This is a genomic window from Acidovorax sp. A79, assembly GCF_041154505.1.
Lineage (GTDB): Bacteria > Pseudomonadota > Gammaproteobacteria > Burkholderiales > Burkholderiaceae_C > Acidovorax.
Window position 1 is genome coordinate 4103724 of record NZ_AP028672.1, and the last position, 15229, is coordinate 4118952.

Annotated in this window: 15 protein-coding genes and 3 pseudogenes; 11 read left to right on the forward strand and 7 right to left on the reverse strand. The window is 59.1% G+C overall.

The window, feature by feature from the left end; translation table 11 throughout:
- The first annotated feature begins 853 nt into the window (after positions 1-853).
- Both tnpB and ACAM51_RS18770 read left to right on the forward strand, forming a co-directional pair.
- Complete coding sequence (gene tnpB / locus ACAM51_RS18765) at positions 854-1021, forward strand: IS66 family insertion sequence element accessory protein TnpB (protein WP_369641486.1); 168 nt, start codon at positions 854-856, stop codon at positions 1019-1021.
- Positions 1022-1262: 241 nt separating this feature from the next.
- Positions 1263-1799 carry a hypothetical protein gene (locus tag ACAM51_RS18770; protein ID WP_369641487.1) on the forward strand — a complete coding sequence of 179 codons (537 nt, stop codon included), beginning with the start codon at positions 1263-1265 and terminating at the stop codon, positions 1797-1799.
- Positions 1800-1845: 46 nt separating this feature from the next.
- Here the strand turns inward: ACAM51_RS18770 and ACAM51_RS18775 are convergent, their stop codons facing one another.
- Positions 1846-2160, reverse strand: coding sequence for a LysR substrate-binding domain-containing protein (locus ACAM51_RS18775; RefSeq protein ID WP_369641488.1), 315 nt, complete (start codon positions 2158-2160; stop codon positions 1846-1848).
- 245 nt (positions 2161-2405) lie between these two features.
- On the opposite strand from ACAM51_RS18775, the gene ACAM51_RS18780 reads away from it, so the two are divergent.
- The 4 genes and pseudogenes from ACAM51_RS18780 to ACAM51_RS18795 form a co-directional block, all read left to right on the forward strand.
- A complete protein-coding gene (locus tag ACAM51_RS18780) occupies positions 2406-2585 on the forward strand; it encodes a hypothetical protein (protein WP_369641489.1) in 180 nt (59 codons plus the stop codon).
- A 66-nt stretch (positions 2586-2651) separates the two neighbouring features.
- Positions 2652-3199: pseudogene (locus ACAM51_RS18785) on the forward strand (malonic semialdehyde reductase).
- A gap of 20 nt (positions 3200-3219) precedes the next feature.
- Complete coding sequence (locus ACAM51_RS18790; RefSeq protein WP_369641490.1) at positions 3220-3594, forward strand: NADPH-dependent F420 reductase; 375 nt, start codon at positions 3220-3222, stop codon at positions 3592-3594.
- A 238-nt stretch (positions 3595-3832) separates the two neighbouring features.
- Positions 3833-4030 (forward strand): annotated as a pseudogene (locus ACAM51_RS18795) (alkene reductase); the annotation flags it as partial.
- 60 nt (positions 4031-4090) lie between these two features.
- Here ACAM51_RS18795 and ACAM51_RS18800 read toward each other — a convergent pair.
- On the reverse strand, positions 4091-5044 hold the full coding sequence (locus ACAM51_RS18800; RefSeq protein WP_369641491.1) for an NADPH:quinone reductase: 954 nt from the start codon (positions 5042-5044) through the stop codon (positions 4091-4093).
- Between the two features lie 141 nt (positions 5045-5185).
- On the opposite strand from ACAM51_RS18800, the pseudogene ACAM51_RS18805 reads away from it, so the two are divergent.
- Together ACAM51_RS18805 and ACAM51_RS18810 are read left to right on the forward strand one after the other, a co-directional pair.
- Positions 5186-5326, forward strand: a pseudogene (locus ACAM51_RS18805) (LysR family transcriptional regulator); the annotation flags it as partial.
- A 36-nt stretch (positions 5327-5362) separates the two neighbouring features.
- Positions 5363-6037 (forward strand): LysR substrate-binding domain-containing protein, encoded by a 675-nt coding sequence (locus ACAM51_RS18810; RefSeq protein ID WP_369643848.1) that lies wholly within the window; start codon positions 5363-5365, stop codon positions 6035-6037.
- A gap of 155 nt (positions 6038-6192) precedes the next feature.
- Here the strand turns inward: ACAM51_RS18810 and ACAM51_RS18815 are convergent, their stop codons facing one another.
- Entirely contained in the window at positions 6193-6447 is a 255-nt protein-coding gene (locus ACAM51_RS18815) for a hypothetical protein (protein ID WP_369641492.1), read from the reverse strand.
- Between the two features lie 85 nt (positions 6448-6532).
- Here ACAM51_RS18815 and ACAM51_RS18820 point away from each other — a divergent pair, with 85 nt between their 5' ends.
- Positions 6533-6835 carry a transposase gene (locus tag ACAM51_RS18820; RefSeq protein ID WP_369641493.1) on the forward strand — a complete coding sequence of 101 codons (303 nt, stop codon included), beginning with the start codon at positions 6533-6535 and terminating at the stop codon, positions 6833-6835.
- 292 nt (positions 6836-7127) lie between these two features.
- Here ACAM51_RS18820 and ACAM51_RS18825 read toward each other — a convergent pair whose 3' ends face one another.
- From ACAM51_RS18825 to ACAM51_RS18840, 4 genes are all read right to left on the reverse strand, one after another.
- Entirely contained in the window at positions 7128-8000 is an 873-nt protein-coding gene (locus ACAM51_RS18825; RefSeq protein ID WP_369641494.1) for a MurR/RpiR family transcriptional regulator, read from the reverse strand.
- Between the two features lie 117 nt (positions 8001-8117).
- Positions 8118-8933 carry an enoyl-CoA hydratase-related protein gene (locus tag ACAM51_RS18830; RefSeq protein ID WP_369641495.1) on the reverse strand — a complete coding sequence of 272 codons (816 nt, stop codon included), beginning with the start codon at positions 8931-8933 and terminating at the stop codon, positions 8118-8120.
- On the reverse strand, positions 8934-11123 hold the full coding sequence (locus ACAM51_RS18835) for an acetate--CoA ligase family protein (RefSeq protein ID WP_369641496.1): 2190 nt from the start codon (positions 11121-11123) through the stop codon (positions 8934-8936).
- A gap of 1 nt (position 11124) precedes the next feature.
- Positions 11125-11904 carry an enoyl-CoA hydratase/isomerase family protein gene (locus ACAM51_RS18840; RefSeq protein WP_369641497.1) on the reverse strand — a complete coding sequence of 260 codons (780 nt, stop codon included), beginning with the start codon at positions 11902-11904 and terminating at the stop codon, positions 11125-11127.
- A gap of 310 nt (positions 11905-12214) precedes the next feature.
- On the opposite strand from ACAM51_RS18840, the gene ACAM51_RS18845 reads away from it, so the two are divergent.
- Complete coding sequence (locus ACAM51_RS18845) at positions 12215-13396, forward strand: porin (RefSeq protein ID WP_369641498.1); 1182 nt, start codon at positions 12215-12217, stop codon at positions 13394-13396.
- Between the two features lie 11 nt (positions 13397-13407).
- Positions 13408-15111, forward strand: a complete 1704-nt coding sequence (locus ACAM51_RS18850) for a gamma-glutamyltransferase (RefSeq protein WP_369641499.1) — start codon at positions 13408-13410, stop codon at positions 15109-15111.
- Positions 15112-15229 lie beyond the last annotated feature (118 nt).

Genomic DNA, 15229 nt, shown 5'->3' on the forward strand with positions numbered 1-15229 from the left:
CATAAGTAGTAACCATGAAACGAATGAACCTTTTCTCGATTTGCTGCAGCCCGGTCGGGGGGCGTGTTGCGGGCAGGGAGCGTCTGGGCGTCGGAGGCGCGCGAAGGCCCCCCCAAAGCTCCCGCTTTCAGTCGAGGCTGTTCCTGACGAACGCTCTAGAGCGAATTGACATTCATGAGATCAAAGACGAGGTGATAGCGCTTGCTATGAACTTGAAATCCCAGCCAATATCCGTGTAGCAGTGGGCCGTACGGTATGCAACTGGCGGCGATCCTCTACTGAAGGGCCCGCTTGACGCGGGTACCGTCCCTACGATGAAGACTCTTCCAATAAAGACTGCCCGGGGCCGCGCGAGTACAACAAGCAACTCAAGGCTGAGGTGTTGGACCGCGGCGTACAGCCGGGAGCCAGTGTAGGCTGCGTAGCCTGGCCCGGGGCCTGCATTCGAACATGGTGCATCGTTGGATGCGAGAGCAGCGAGCGCGACAAGCGTTGACGCCGCCCGCGTGCGTATCCTTGCCGATGCACACTGCCGGTCCTGCATGCGAGGCGGCCACCGCAAGGCTGGCTGAGCCCGCTGACGAGCAACAGTTGTCTGAGGTACATCTTCAAGTCCGGCGCGGCGAAATACCGGCGCACTTGCAATGTCTGCTGATTCAATGCGGCACACTTCTTCGCGAGCCCTTGCGATGATCCTTGTCGACGCAGTCTCGCTGGCCACTGCTACCCTGGACATTCGTGCCGACACCGACACCGACACTGCGCTGGTCCGGGAGATTACAGTCTTCGGCGCCGGCCCAACTCACCACGCCTGTCTGTTCGCCAAGAGAGTGCCAACCGCACCAAGGTGCTGATGCATGATGGGATCGGTATCTGGCTGGCGGCTCGCCGCCGGCACCAGGGCGAGTTCACCTGGTCGGCGCCGGTCGATGTCCTTTGGCCTCTGGAGCGTGAACAACTCGATGCCCTGGTGCTGGGCCTGCCTTGGCAGCGCATGGGAGACGCGGCATCATCACCGTAGTCTGAGACGGCGTGCAATCAGTGAATATGCGCGTGACGGCGCAATGCCGTCCTTGGCACACTCGCTGTCATGTTGATGCAGCCGCAATCCCTGGATGATCTGAGCGCATCAACAGATGCGCGAGATGACCGCGCGCCTGCTCACCGATATACCCGCGCCCAGGCACAAAAGAAGCCTTTGATTTTGATGACCAGGCTTTGAGTAAAGTCCTCGAGTACGTCACATCGAACTGAGAAGCGCTGTGTACGTCACCTTCAGTGATGCAAGGACTTGGTTTATCACTGCGATCGATGGTTTGCGAGTACTGGAAATCGCAATCTACGACACTAAATCCAGGCCGATCAGTCAATCCACTCTTGAAGAAATTCATGGAATGTCGGCCCAAGAGTGGAGGAATTTCCTAAGGCAGCGGGAAGAAGAGCATGAACTGTTCGCGTCCTTGGCTGTGTTGGCAAGCTTCGAAGGGCACATACGACGTGACTTTGACTTGCGCAGCGCACCTGGCTCAAAGATGCAGTTTGCGAGCCTGTTCTCCAGTGTGGTCGGTGCTGGCAATGTCTCCTTGTCAAACATTTTTGGAGCATGGGAGAGAGCCGTTGGCAATCCGCATTACCTACGACCGACTCTAACTAGCCTTCGGGAACTGTATCGCGATAGGAATTTGATGGCCCACGGCAAGGGGCGCCGTGGTGATTTCGAGTTCCAGCCGATATACGAGAAGTTAGAAACTGCGCTCGCCAAATGGCAGCAACTTGATAGTTATTTCGGGCGGCGTTGATATCTTGTGGTTGATGTCCCCATGTAGGGTACGACTCAGCAATCTTTCAGTGCTGTGGTGATCCGCGCTTGACTAAAACGTCCTTGGGCGAGGCTGGTTGCATTAAGCTCAGGTCTTTGATCGTGGTGGCTGCGAACTCAATGAGCGCAGCAACCGCACGTGGCAAATGCCTACGGCTGTGGTACACAAAATGCACCCGAATCGCTCCCGAAGCATAGTCGGATAGAACCTCCTGCAATTGCCCCGCAGCCATATGCGGCGCGGTGAGATCCGCAGGAAGCAAGGCAATGCTAAGCCCGGCAAGCGCCCCGGAGAGCTGGGCCGACGATGTGTTCGCTTGAAACGGCCCATCCACCTCCACCGCAACCTAGGGCTTCTTAGTCCCTCCCAATCGCCAAGTGGTCTTCGGACCTCCACGAGCAGGGGATGTGATGCAGTCGTGCGAGCCGAGTTCGCGTGGGTGTGAATGGTTGCCGCGCGCCGCCAGATACTTCGGACTAGCCACCAAAGCGGCATAAGTTGATTTTCATGCAAATCTAACCTACTGGGTGCTGCATCCTGAACAGTTGGTGGCCTTCGAGTAATCGGACGCGCCCATCGAGTTCGATGGCACTGACGGACACCCAGTTCCTGCTTGGCTCCGCCGTGCCGCGTACGCAGGACCTTTCTCTGGGCTACTACTCGCTGGACACTTTACGCGAAGCCCTACAAGACGGTGAAGCCCACATCCAGGCCATCTGCAAACGCCTGGTCGTCGAGGGCCGGTTGAGCCCTCGCTCGCTCTGACACCGACTTCCACAGGAAATCGGCATGACCATCCGCGAGCCCATCTCTTAAGCTGCCCTCGCGCAGATCTTTACCGACGCCCGATCACGCCACCCCTGGACTGACAGACAGGTGTAGGACGACGACCTGATCAAGTGGGGAGGGGACCCACGAGCGGAAACCTGCAGCCCGCTCGCATCGTGTTCGTTCATTCTGAAGAGGGACGCCGCAAGCTGTACCCGGCGCTGGAGGGGATGGGCAGCAATCCCGCTCAGGTGAGAGCCGCCCCGGTGACGGCCATGATTGCCCAGTATGCGCGGTTCTACGACGAGGCGCCAATGCTCTTCCCTCGCACTGACTTCAAGCCGATGTTCGCAGCCGATGCGGTGTTCGCCGAGTCGATTGCGTTTCGTAGCAGCTCGCTGACAGGCGCCTACCTGGTGCTCGCGGCGCGGGGCCTTGGGTTCGACGTCTGCCCGATGTCGGGCTTCCATAACGCCATTCTGGATGAGGCCTTCTTCAAAGGCACCCACTGGACGGCGAACTTCACTTGCAACATCGGCTACGGCGATAGCGCGAGGCTCTACCCGCGCGACCCGCTCTTGGGCTTCGACGAAGCGTGCCGTTTCGAGTGACCCATGACGACAGAAAGCACATGACCAGCACCACCATTGGCATCATCGGAGCACGCCAGATAGGCGGCGCCATTGCACAGCAACTGGCTCGCTTGAACATCGAAGTGACCATCTCAAACAGCCAAGGCCCAGGCAGCCTGCAGGAACTGGTGGGAAGGCTCGGCCCATCGATGAAGGCGGGCAGGCAGGAAGAGGCGGCCTCCAAAGACATCGTATTCGTGGCGGTCCCCTGGCCTAAACTGCCTCAGGCCCTTGCGGGGCTGCCGGACTTCGGCAGGCGCATCGTTGTGGATACCAACGATCCGCTGCAAAAGCCGCCGCTTCCGTCCATCGACAGGGAAGGGGACGCCCGTCTGCACTGTTCGCTGAAATGGTTCCCGGGGCACGCGTGGTGAAGGCGTTCAGTCACCATGCATTTTGGAGCCTGGCGGCAGAACCCACGAAGGAAGGCGGTCAGCGCATCCTGTTCTACGCTGGAGACGATTGGCAATCGAAGGCCGCAATCGCCGTGCTCATTGAGCGCCTGAGTTTTTTACCGACGACATGGGCGACATCGAGACGGGCAGTCGGCTGTTCCAAGTCCCGAGCAGCCCGCTGGCTGGGCCCAACCATCGTGAAGATGGAGCTGTGCGCATGAAAAAGCTGCTCACACCATCACAGCTCGGTCGAGTCGAGATTCAGAACCGCGTGGTTATGGCACGGATGACAAGTGCGCGCGCCAACGCAGATGGCACGCACGGCAAGCTCGCGGCTGAATATTGCGGGCAGCGTGCAGGCATAGCTGTGATCGTCACGGAAGGTACCCAGCCGTCCGACGATGGGCAAGGCTACCCGAGGCGCACGACCAGGCGGAGAAGGCCGACACCCTTACCCTGGGCCGACCCGACGGGTTCAGATGGTGCTCTCCAGGTCGAGAACAACTGCCCCTGATCGCTTGCCGCTCTCCACCAGCTCGTGGGCAAGCGCACAGTCCTTGAGGGGGAAGACCTGGTGAATGGGGACGTCGAGGCGACCTTCCACCAGCAGGCGGTTGATGCGATTCGCAGCGTGTGCCCGCTCCTTTGCGGTCAGCAGGTAGACCAGCACGAATTCAAGGCGTATGCCTTTGAAAAGCAGCTTGTAGAACGGGATATCCGGTCGCATGACCCGAGCAGAACCGTAGGTTACGATCGTCCCTCTTTCGGCGACTAGGTCGGCGAGATGCTCGGCATTGGCACCGAACTCGACCTCAACGGCGTGGTCGATTAGCAGTCCGTTTGTTTCCGCGAGCACGTCGGCGACGAAGGTGAGACTTGCATAGTCCACGAACGCATCGGCACCCGCGTTGAGGATGCGGGCTCGGTCATCTGGGCCATGGCCAGACGCCACCACAAACGCGCCCGCCATCTTTGCAAACTGGACGGCGAGGCGCCCAACGGTGCCGGCACCTCCGCTGATGAGGACGGTCCGCCCGGCGATGTCTTCAAATCCCGTGGTGGCATGGCATGCCGTGAGCGCGGGGATGCCGAGTGCAGCACCGACGCTGAACGAGATGTTATCTGGAAGTATGAAGACCAGATTCTCGTCAATCGCGATGTACTGCGCGGCGGTGCCCTCGGCACGCCTCCACTGGCCATTGCTGATCCAAACACGATCACCCCGACTGATGCGACTGCATCCCGGGCCGCACTCTGCAACGAACCCGGCGCCATCGCTGTGCGGAATGACAAAAGGAAAGGGCAGCGCGCTGCTCCCGCCACGAACTCCCGCTCGGGCCTTCACGTCGGAAGGATTGACGCCCGACGCGCAGAGCTTCACCAGCACCTGCCCTGGACCGGGTGATGGCGTCGGGCGGTCGCCTTTCATCAGAACACTACCTGCAGGTCCAACTTCCTCATACCAAACAGCTCGCACACTTTTCTCCAGTTTTTTGCAACGAGTAGATGCTAAGCAGGCAAGCTCAATCAGGGAATCGCATAATTCAAATAGGTCCAATTCGACTCTGAGATGCATGTGCCTGATCTAGATATTGACCTCATCCGCTGCTTCGTTGCCATTGCAGATACACGAAGCTTCACAGCGGCATCTAAGCGCCTATCCAGGTCTCAGTCAGCTGTGAGCACCAGGGTCCAGCGGCTTGAGGATCTTCTGGGGGCACAACTGTTTTCTCGGAACAGTCGCGAGGTGGCTCTCACCGAGGCCGGGGAGCAGTTTCTCAACTACGCCAACAGGCTTCTGCGCCTGAACGATGAAGCCTTCGGTATGCTTGGCCGTGGCAAATTGGAAGGACGCCTCCGGCTTGGCATCGTTGAGTACCTCATCCCGCATCGGCTGCCGGAGTTTCTGGCCCGCATTCGGCAGTTACTCCCTCGAGTTGAACTTAGCGTGAAGGTTGGTCTCAGTGAGGCCCTGTTGAGATCGTTCGATGCTGGAGAACTTGACGTGGTGGTGGCAAAGGAGCATGAGGGGTACGGCTCCGCACAATTCTTTCGCGAGGAAAAGATGCTGTGGGTGGCCCACAGTCATATGGAGCAACCACCGCCCACTGTTGAACTCTGCCTGCTCTCTGCACCGTGTACATTCCGCTCGACAGCGGTCACTGCCTTGAACGCCAAGACGATCCAGTGGCGCGAGACGCTCACGTTGAGCAGCATCATCGCTATCCAGTCTTGTCTCAAAGAAGGACTAGGGGTATCGGTGCTCAGCGAATCAGCGATGGACGACGGGCTCGTCGCATTGCCGCAGGGATCTGCTGCTTGGCCTGTGCTTGGGTCGCTCAGACTGGCGACCTACGAGAGAAGCCCGAATGCCCTGAACCGCGCGCTTGTCGAGCTGCTACGGGAGTTCGCGCTCAGTTAGAAGCGCAGGAATGTTCGTTTCGCAGCCGGAGTAAGCCACACGCTTTCGTTGCAGTACCAGACACTGATTGCACCAAGCCCATCTACAAGAGTCACCCGCCGGCGCATCGCTGATGACACATTCCCTTGCTTGCTAGCCCGGGTAACGCCGGATGCTTACTCTTCTTTGGGCGGCGTGGTTTCGATCGCCTCTTCAAAAGAGAAGCGCATTGGATAGGGATCGTTGCGCTTGATTTCTGGTGAGGAAAGATCCTCTTCGATCAGCTTGGCTGATCCATCCTTGGTCACATGCTCCATGGTTTCCCAAGGATACCTGCTAAGCCTCCTGTTCAGTGTGGCCTTGAGATCCGCCCGGGTCAGCTTGAATTTGCCTCCTGTAGCGTGCTGTACCGCTTCGCGAAAGACCTGCACTTGCGCAGCTGTTCGTCAGCGGGCTTGATGTGCATGGTCAGCAGGTGCGTCACCCGTTAGGCCTGCCGCCGGAGTCTGGGAACAAATGGCTGCCATGCTGGTCAAGGTCCAGTGCATCGGGTACCGGCTGGTCGATCGCACCGTCGTTCGAGCGCATCAAGAAGCTGACTTGGGCAACGTGGGGCAAGACTGCGGCCCTGAGGCGTTCCCGAGGTGTTTGAGCACGAAGATCCACCTAGCCGGTGACGAGCAGGGGCCGCCCTTGAGGCTGATCCTCAAGCCAGAGCTAGTTAACGATTTCATTCAGGCCCCCGAGCTGCTGCGAGGCTTTGCGCCCACACATGTCCTCGCAGACAAGGGCTGCGACAACCGTGCCTTGGTTGTGTAGATCGAAGCCCGTGGCGCGCAAGCGCACAGTTGCCGACAAGCACGGCCCCTCGATGCCAAGCTCTGCCGCGTGCTCAATACCATCGAGCGATGCATAGGACGGTTCAAGCAGTACTGGTGCATCGCCCCGCGCAATAACCGCTGGGAAGCCAGCTTCCTGGCCTTCTTCTGCCTGGCAGCTTCTCTGACTGGGGCGCGGCCTGAAAGTCGATCCAGCCTAGGGGCCTGCCGGAGGGCTTCTTAGCCGCTCATTTGGTCAAAGTAGACGCCAGAAGGCATCTGCAGGGCGCTCTTCACGCGCGCGCTCGCTTGGCCGCTGACGCTTGCACATACGCACCGGACTCAAAGAGTTGGCGCTCGACGTGTTCGATTTGTTCAACGACTTGAGGGCTAGAGTCAGCAACGAGCTGCTCCAGCAATGCTTCCATTAGCGCGACGCCCGCCGCAACCGACGGAAAGAACGACGAGCTATGCACGGCAAAGAGCAACGTGATGTCAGCCTGAAGCGCTAGAGGTGACGCACTGCTATCGGTCATCGATACCAGCGTCGCTCCAGCCCTTTTTGCATGGTTGGCGATCTCCAGCGACTCACGCGAGTACGGCGCAAAACTTGTCACGACGACGGCGTCGCCCTTCTCGATGGGCCTTAGCTGCAGTTCAAGTCCGGTGCTCGAGGCGTCAATTAAATGAACGGAATTTCGAAATAGTCGATAGCCATAGAAAAGGGTATAGGCCACGGGAAAGCTAGCCCGAAGACCAGCAATGTGCACGCTCTTGGCCTTCCTAAGCGCCTTTACCGCGTCCCTCAGCCGCGGGCTGGCTCCCTTTTCAGTGGCGTCAATATTGCCGTGATGCACAGCGAATAACTCGCTGACCAGATCGTGCGTGCGGCCGCGCCGGGCGACGGTCTTCGCGCGCTGCCCATAGGAGTCATCGTGTAACCCAAGGTCTTCTGCAAACGCTGACTTGAGGTCGGACCAGCCTTCATATCCCAGTTGCTGTGCAAGTCGCACCAGGGTTGTTGGCTGTGCCCCCGCCTTTTCGGCGATGCTTCGCATCGAATTGATGACTACCTCATTGGGGTAGTCGACGATGAATCGCGCTGCGGCTTGCATGCGCGGCGTTAGGGCTTCAAACTGCTCCAGTAGCTTTTCTCGGGCGCTCATATTCAGGGCGTTCTCCTCGTGTGAATGGAACGAATGTTACACCCATCGATGCAAAGAGCGCATCAGCTCCATTACGGACCTGACAGCGCGACACAAGCACGCAGTTGACCGCTGCAGCTACCGCCCGACGAAATGGGGACGCCGTTTGTCGAGCACTGCGCCAACTGCTTCCAAGTGATCCTTGGTGTTGTGGCACATCCCCTGAAATGCGGCGCACAAGTCCAGGAACTCCGGAAACTCCATGCCTTGCGCACTCTTCAACAAGCGCTTCGTGAGACGCAGCGCTTGTGGCGGCTTCGCCGCGATGGAGTGGGCCAACTCGGCAGCACGAGTCATCAGCTTTTCCGGACTTACCACGTCGAGAACAAGCCCAAGAGCCAAAGCCTCCGATGCGCTCACGGATCGCCCCGTGAGACAGAGTTCGGCGGCGCGCTGCGGCCCCACCAACCGTTGCAGGAACCAGACGCCGCCATCGCCAGGCACGATCCCGATGTTGACGAAGCTCTCTGCCATGACAGCGACATCAGAGGCCAGTCGGATGTCACACATGCAGGCTAGATCGAAGCCCGCGCCAATGGCTGATCCATTGATTGCGGCTATTGTCGGCACATCGAGGCGACTGAGTGCAAGGGGAATGCGTTGGATGCCGGACCGATAGCGCGTCTGAACCTCGTAGACGTCACCGGCAAAGCTGCTTTGCCGGGCGAGCATGTGCTTGATGTTGCCGCCAGCTGAAAAGGCCTTCCCATTGCCCGTGATCACGAGCACTGAAACGCTCTCATCGCGATTGATCCAGCGAACGGTCTCTTCGATATCATCAATGAGTCGGGTTCCCGTTAGTTCGTTTCGCACGTCATCCCGATTCAGGGTGAGCGTTGCGACGCGATTGTCAATTGTGAGAAGCGCGTCGTGAAGCATCGGTAGCTGGTTCACTTAGTTCTCCTGTGAGGTCAACTGCGGTTTCGGATCGAGCAATATTCGTACATCAAGAACCCTGATCCCCTCTGGGTAAGTCATGACAGGGTTTAGATCCAATTCAGCGATCTCAGGAAACGCTGTGCACAGGCGGGATACGCCAAGCATCAACTGAACCAGTGCGTCCTTGTCAACGGGGAGTAAGCCTCGCACGCCATCCAGAATCTGCGAGGCACGAATTTCCCCAAGCATAGACCGCGCGTCTGTTTCGGTGAGCGGAAGAGATCGAAAGACTACATCGCGCAACACTTCCACCAACACGCCTCCCAGACCGAACATTAGGACGGGGCCGTATAACGGGTCTCGCACGACGCCGATGATGACTTCAACGCCACCAGAGGGGGCCATCGGGGTAATGAGCACACCTGCCACGTTAGGGCTCTCCCGGCCGTGCGCGCGTGCGTACGTCGTCGAATTTGCGAGGATCGTGGCATACGCATCCCGAACCGAGGACGTGCTGCTGATGTTGAGCCTGACGCCACCTGCTTCCGTCTTGTGAACGACGTCACAGGAAACGATCTTCATGGCTACGGGGACTCGACCCATCGATTCGAATGCAACGACCGCATCGTCTGCAGATGAGGCGAGCCGCGCGGCCGTAAACATCTTGACGCCGGCGTCTTCCAGCGCTTGGCGCGCCTCGTGCTCCAGGACGACGTGGCGACCCTCGCGCCTGCAGTTCTCGATGACGCCTTGAAAGCTCCCTGACCGGGGCGAGACATTGCTCGCTTCAGAAATCGGGCGACGGCGAACTTCCCCCCACTCGGCGAGCGCCTCGAGGCACCGCACCGACAGTTCCAGTGAGGCGTGCACAGGGACACCGAGTTCACGGATTATCGACAACGGTCGGGGCCGCTGGTCCGCACCGAGGCTACCGTACAAGCTGTGTACGATCACCGGCTTACCAGATTGCGTGCAAAGGCTCGCTACACGCCTGGACGTCTCAAGCTCCACGTCAGTCAGCGTGCGAGAAAATCGCACGCCATAGCCCCCAAACAATCCTGTAATCAGGAGTGCATCAACGGCAGGATCGGCCATCAGAATGGCAGCGCACTCCGCGAAGAGTGCTGGGTTTGAATCAGTTCCACCGGCGACATCTACTGGGTTTGCCACAGTCGCAGAGGCGGGCAGGATGGCGCTCAAACGAGCCCTTGTGATGTCACTCAGTGTCGCAATCTGCAGGCCCTGTTCCGACAGGGCGTCAGCTGCGATCGTGGCATGACCGCCACCATCTGCGAGCACGGCGACCCGCCGCCCAGCCATCGGGGGCAAGAGCGACAACGTCTCGGCGATCGAGAGGATCTCGTCCGACTTGCACGCCAGCACGGCACCCGCCTGCTTCAGCACTCCTTCACTGATGGCGTAGTTGCCCGCGAGTGCGCCCGTGTGAGATTGAGCCGACTTGCGCCCGGCGTTCGTGCGGCCTGACTTGTAGATGACGACAGGCTTCTCTCGCGTGACGCGTTGCAAGCTCTCGAGAAATGCTCGACCGTCTTTCAAACCCTCGATGTATGCAATGACTACCTGGGTGTTTTCATCGACGCGCAGGAACTCGAGATACTCTTGGAACTGAATGTCCGATTCATTTCCGATGCCGACGTAGATCGACAAGCCGACATGGCCGTTGGCCTGGGCTTCAGTGACGAGTGACAGCGCCATGTTCCCGGATTGCGACACCAAGGCAATGCCACCCCGCTTCAGATCCGTGAAGCCGACAATATTCGCCTGCGCATGAGTGTTGAAAATTCCGGACGTGTTCGGACCAATGATTCGGACCCCGCTTCGCACGGCTTGTTCGACCATCCGCGCCTGAAGTTCTGCCCCTTCATCACCCGCTTCGGCAAACCCACCGGCGAGAACGACAGCACCTCTCACACCTTTTGTTCCGCATTGAGCGATGACGTCGGGTAGCGTTCGCGCCGGCGTGCAGATGAGTGCCAAATCAACCGTATCTGGAACGTGCGCCAGAGTTGGGTATGCAACTTTGCCGAGGATCGATACTTCCCGGGGATTGACCGGGTAGATACTCCCGGGAAATCCATCATTGATAAGTTTCTGGATCGATCGAAAGCCGCGCTTTGTAGGATCGTTGGAAGCGCCGATCACCGCAATGGATCTGGGGTAGAAGATTGGATACAAGGCGTCCATGTCAGTCTCCGCGGAAGATGGGTGCCCGCTTCTCTGCGAAGGCGTCGACTCCTTCTTGCCAGTCACGCGTTGTGCTGACAAAGGTCATGCCCTCCAGCTCTGCACGTAAGGCCGCATCCAACGTTGCCTCCGCAGCAAAATTCAATTGCTCTTTCGCGAGCTGCATCGAGCGCGGCGCTTTGGCAGTGAGTTGACGGCAGAACTGAAGCGCAGATTCTATGAACACATCATCGTCGAACACGCGATTCGCCAATCCGATTCGTGTCGCTTCTTCGCCTCCGATACGCTCGCCCAGGAAAACTAACTCCCGTGCCTTCGCAAGGCCCACAAGCCGCGGCAGCAGCCAAGTGACGCCTCCGCCGAGAAAGTTGCCGATGCTAATCTCCGGAAGGCCGATCTGCGCCGTTCTGGACATCACGATGAAGTCGGAAGCGAGCGCGATCTCGGCACCAGCACCGAGAGCATAACCATTGACCGCCGAGACGACTGGCTTCTTGAGTTGCAGAAGGCGCTTACAGAGCAGCTGTTCGCCTTGCAGGTATTGCCGTCTGTCGTAGGGCGTACGACCTGCTTTGTGCTCCTTCAGGTCCGCTCCGACGCAAAAGGCGCGACCGGCTCCGGTGAGTAGGACAACCCGCACTTCGACATCTCGCTCGGCTTCGACGAGCGCCTCGCCGAGCTCGTCGTAGAGCTGCTGCGTGACCGCGTTGAGCCGGAGGGGGCGGTTGAATCGGATCTGTGCGATCCCGTCGGCAACTGAAAACGTGACTGTCTCGTACATCTTAACCTCTAAGTACTTCCTAGCATTGTGGATCAAATGATCCGAATGAGAAATTTCTGGATTAACTGGTTGATATTCGGTTCAAGCAATGGGCATCCGGGCGTTGGGTGCATTGCCTTGCGTGATCTAGGTAGAACCCCTATGGATCATATGTTCCGTGAAACTATAACATGGTACGAACGTTTGTTCCATAGAATGTATATATGGTTCATTCGTTCCTTGCATTCGAGCGCTCTAGAGAGGCACCTTCGTCTGCCTCTTGGGAGCGTCCCGTTAGCCAGCCATCAACATGAAAGCGCAACCAATGGACATGAAACTGACGGACTACACGACCACTACTGCTACCGGCTTCGCGAGGTCGAGTTTCGTAGGGGCCCGTATGCGCAAATCCCTGATCGCGGTAGCGACCATGATCTTTGCCAGCACCGCTTTCGCCCAATCGTCGATAACGATTTTCGGAATCATGGACGCGAGGGTGGCGCACGGGTCGGGCAGCGTGGCGAACAAGACCCAGCTGGCCAGCTCCGGCTGGAACTCCTCGCGTCTGGGCTTTCGCGGCGTAGAAGACTTGGGCGGCGGCATGTCGGCTTCGTTCTGGCTGGAATCGGCCGTGAACGCCGACGATGGCTCGTTTGGCACAACCAACACTAACAACCAATCCAGCGGTTCCGCTGGTGGTGGCGCATTGGTCTTCGGCCGACGCTCGACGGTGAGCTTGTCCGGCAATTGGGGGGAATTGCGTCTGGGGCGGGACTTCACTCCGCAGTTCTGGAATTTGAGCGAGTTTGATCCCTTCGGAACTACAGGCAACGGCACGTCCCAGACCCTCAACTCCATAATCACCGGCACAACGCAGGTCCGCGCTTCGAACAGCATCGGCTACTTCCTGCCCAAAGAGGCCCTGAATGGCTTTTACGGCCAGGGTATGTACTACCTGGGTGAGAACAACAGCAATGCCGTCAACGTCGTTTGTACCTCGCCTGGAGTTCCCGCTGGCTGTGGTGTCAGCACCAAGAACGACGGCAGCGGCTGGGGTTTGCGACTCGGAATCAAAAGCGGTCCATTCGACGTCGCCGCTGCAACCAGTCGCACCACGAACGCCGCAGGCAGTCCGCGACAGAGCAATATCGGAGGGCAATGGGATGCGGGAGTGGCGACGATCATGGCCCACTACTCATGGGACAAGGGCGTTGTGAACGGCCCGATGCGTAACGCCAAGGGTTGGCTGATCGGCGGCTTGGTACCCGTGGGCGCCGGCGACATCCGCATCTCCTACTCTCAGTACGCGGTCAATCTGGCTCCCGCGCCCGATCGAATCACCAAGAAGTGGGCGCTGGGTTACGCATACAACCTGTCTAAGCGCACGGCTCTCTACGTCACGTACGCGCACCTGAGAAACGGCGGCAGTGCAACCCAGGCACTGAACGGCGCGACGACGGCGGCCAACGGCTCTTCGACCGGGTACGACATGGGCATTCGCCACAGGTTCTAATGAAAATGAAAATGAAAATGAAAATGAAAATGGCTGACGGCATTTGGGGTCCCGTGGAATCCAACAGTTTCGTAGACGACGTCCGCGCAGGACTCACCCGTCGTGAACTGGCGGGGACGCTCGCCATGTTGGCCTCCGTTATCTCCACGGCTGGATGCGCGCAATCGGGAGCATCGACCCAAGGGGCGAGCGCATCCACCACGGCCCCGTTGCGCGGCATCGTCGCAGCGGGGGCGAAGCCAGCTGCCGACGCAGGCGCGGCCATACTTTCGGCAGGCGGGAATGCAGTCGATGCCATCGTCGCGACGGCAATTGCAATGGCCGTGGTCGATCCTTCGAACACTAGCATCATGGGGCGGACCCATCTCCTGGTTTTGAATGCGTCCGGTGAGTGTGACGCGATCGACGGCCGCTCCATGGTCCCGTCAGCGTGGCACGCCGGGGACAAAGCGACCGGCAGGGCGGGCGTTGTTCCGGTGGGAGGCAACCCACGGAGCTTTGAACATGCCCTGCAGCGATTTGGCCGTCTGACGATGGAACAAGTTTGCGCGCCGGCCATCCGTTTGGCGCGCGATGGCTTCGAGGTGCCTTCGAACTTGGCACGGGTCTGGTCTCGCCGGGTTCCGGTCCTGCAGCGCAACCCCGTGGCGGCGAAGCTCTTCCTCAAAGAGGGCGGCCAGCCGTACAGAGAGGGGGAAATCTTCCGGCAACCGGAATTGGCTGCATCCCTGTCTCTCTATGCGAAGGGTGGCGCGGATCGATTTCTGAATCAGGCACTGACTCGCGACTTAGCTCTGTTGCAGGCAGCGGGAAGCAGGCTGACCACGGAAGACTTTCTGGCGTATCGTCCCATCGACGCCGAATACATCCACACTCGGTACCGGGGATGGGACGTCTGGACCATCGGCAGACAAGGCTACGGTTTCCTTGTGGCGCAGACGCTGGAACTTCTTCAGGCGTACGACCTCCGATTGCTGAGTGCTGCCGATCGGTGGGCAACCATGCTTGTGGCTCAACAAGTGGCCTTCAAGGGCCAGCGCGATGAAGCTTTGGGATCGAACGCTTCGTCACTTCTGGATCGCAATCGCATCCAAATGCTCGCTCAACGTGTTCGGGCGATTTTGCAGTCGAGCAATGCTTCGGGCCTGTTCGAGGTTCCACCAACCAAACCTGGCATACCGCAGGACACGACTCACATCTCTGTCGTGGACGCCCAAGGCATGGTCGCTTCGATGACGGAATCCATCGGTCCGCACTTCGGAACGGGAGTCGCGTCGCCTAACGGCTACTTGTTCGCACACAGCTACCAAATGGCAAGTGGCCAGCCCGATCCGGACGGCCGTGACGTCACATCGATGTTGCCGACCATCCTGCGATCGCCAGATGGCACGCTGGTTGCCTTGGGAGCCGCAGGGGCCGACAAAATCCGCGGGGCGGTATTGCGCGCCATTGTAAACACCGTCGATCTCGGCATGACCGCGCAGCAAGCCGTTGCCGAACCCGCCTGCGTCATCCACAACGGCTATGTGCAGGCTTCGCTGGAACTCGACCCATCAGTGCGGACGCACTTGCAACGAATAGGTGTCACTCCTCGAATGGTAGGACGAAGCGACGGTGATCATTTCGGCGTCCTGCACATCGCGAAACGCCATGCCGACGGAGGCTTCTCGGCGGGAGCGGACACCTACTGGGACGGTGGAACGGCGCTCGGTTGATCGATATAGAGCCAACACTGCACCTCACCGGTAAGGGCGGTGCATGGCGAAGTAGCGATGGCCACTGCTGGTATGTCGGGTACGTCGATGGTGAGTAAATCGGCTGCGCGGGTATGGC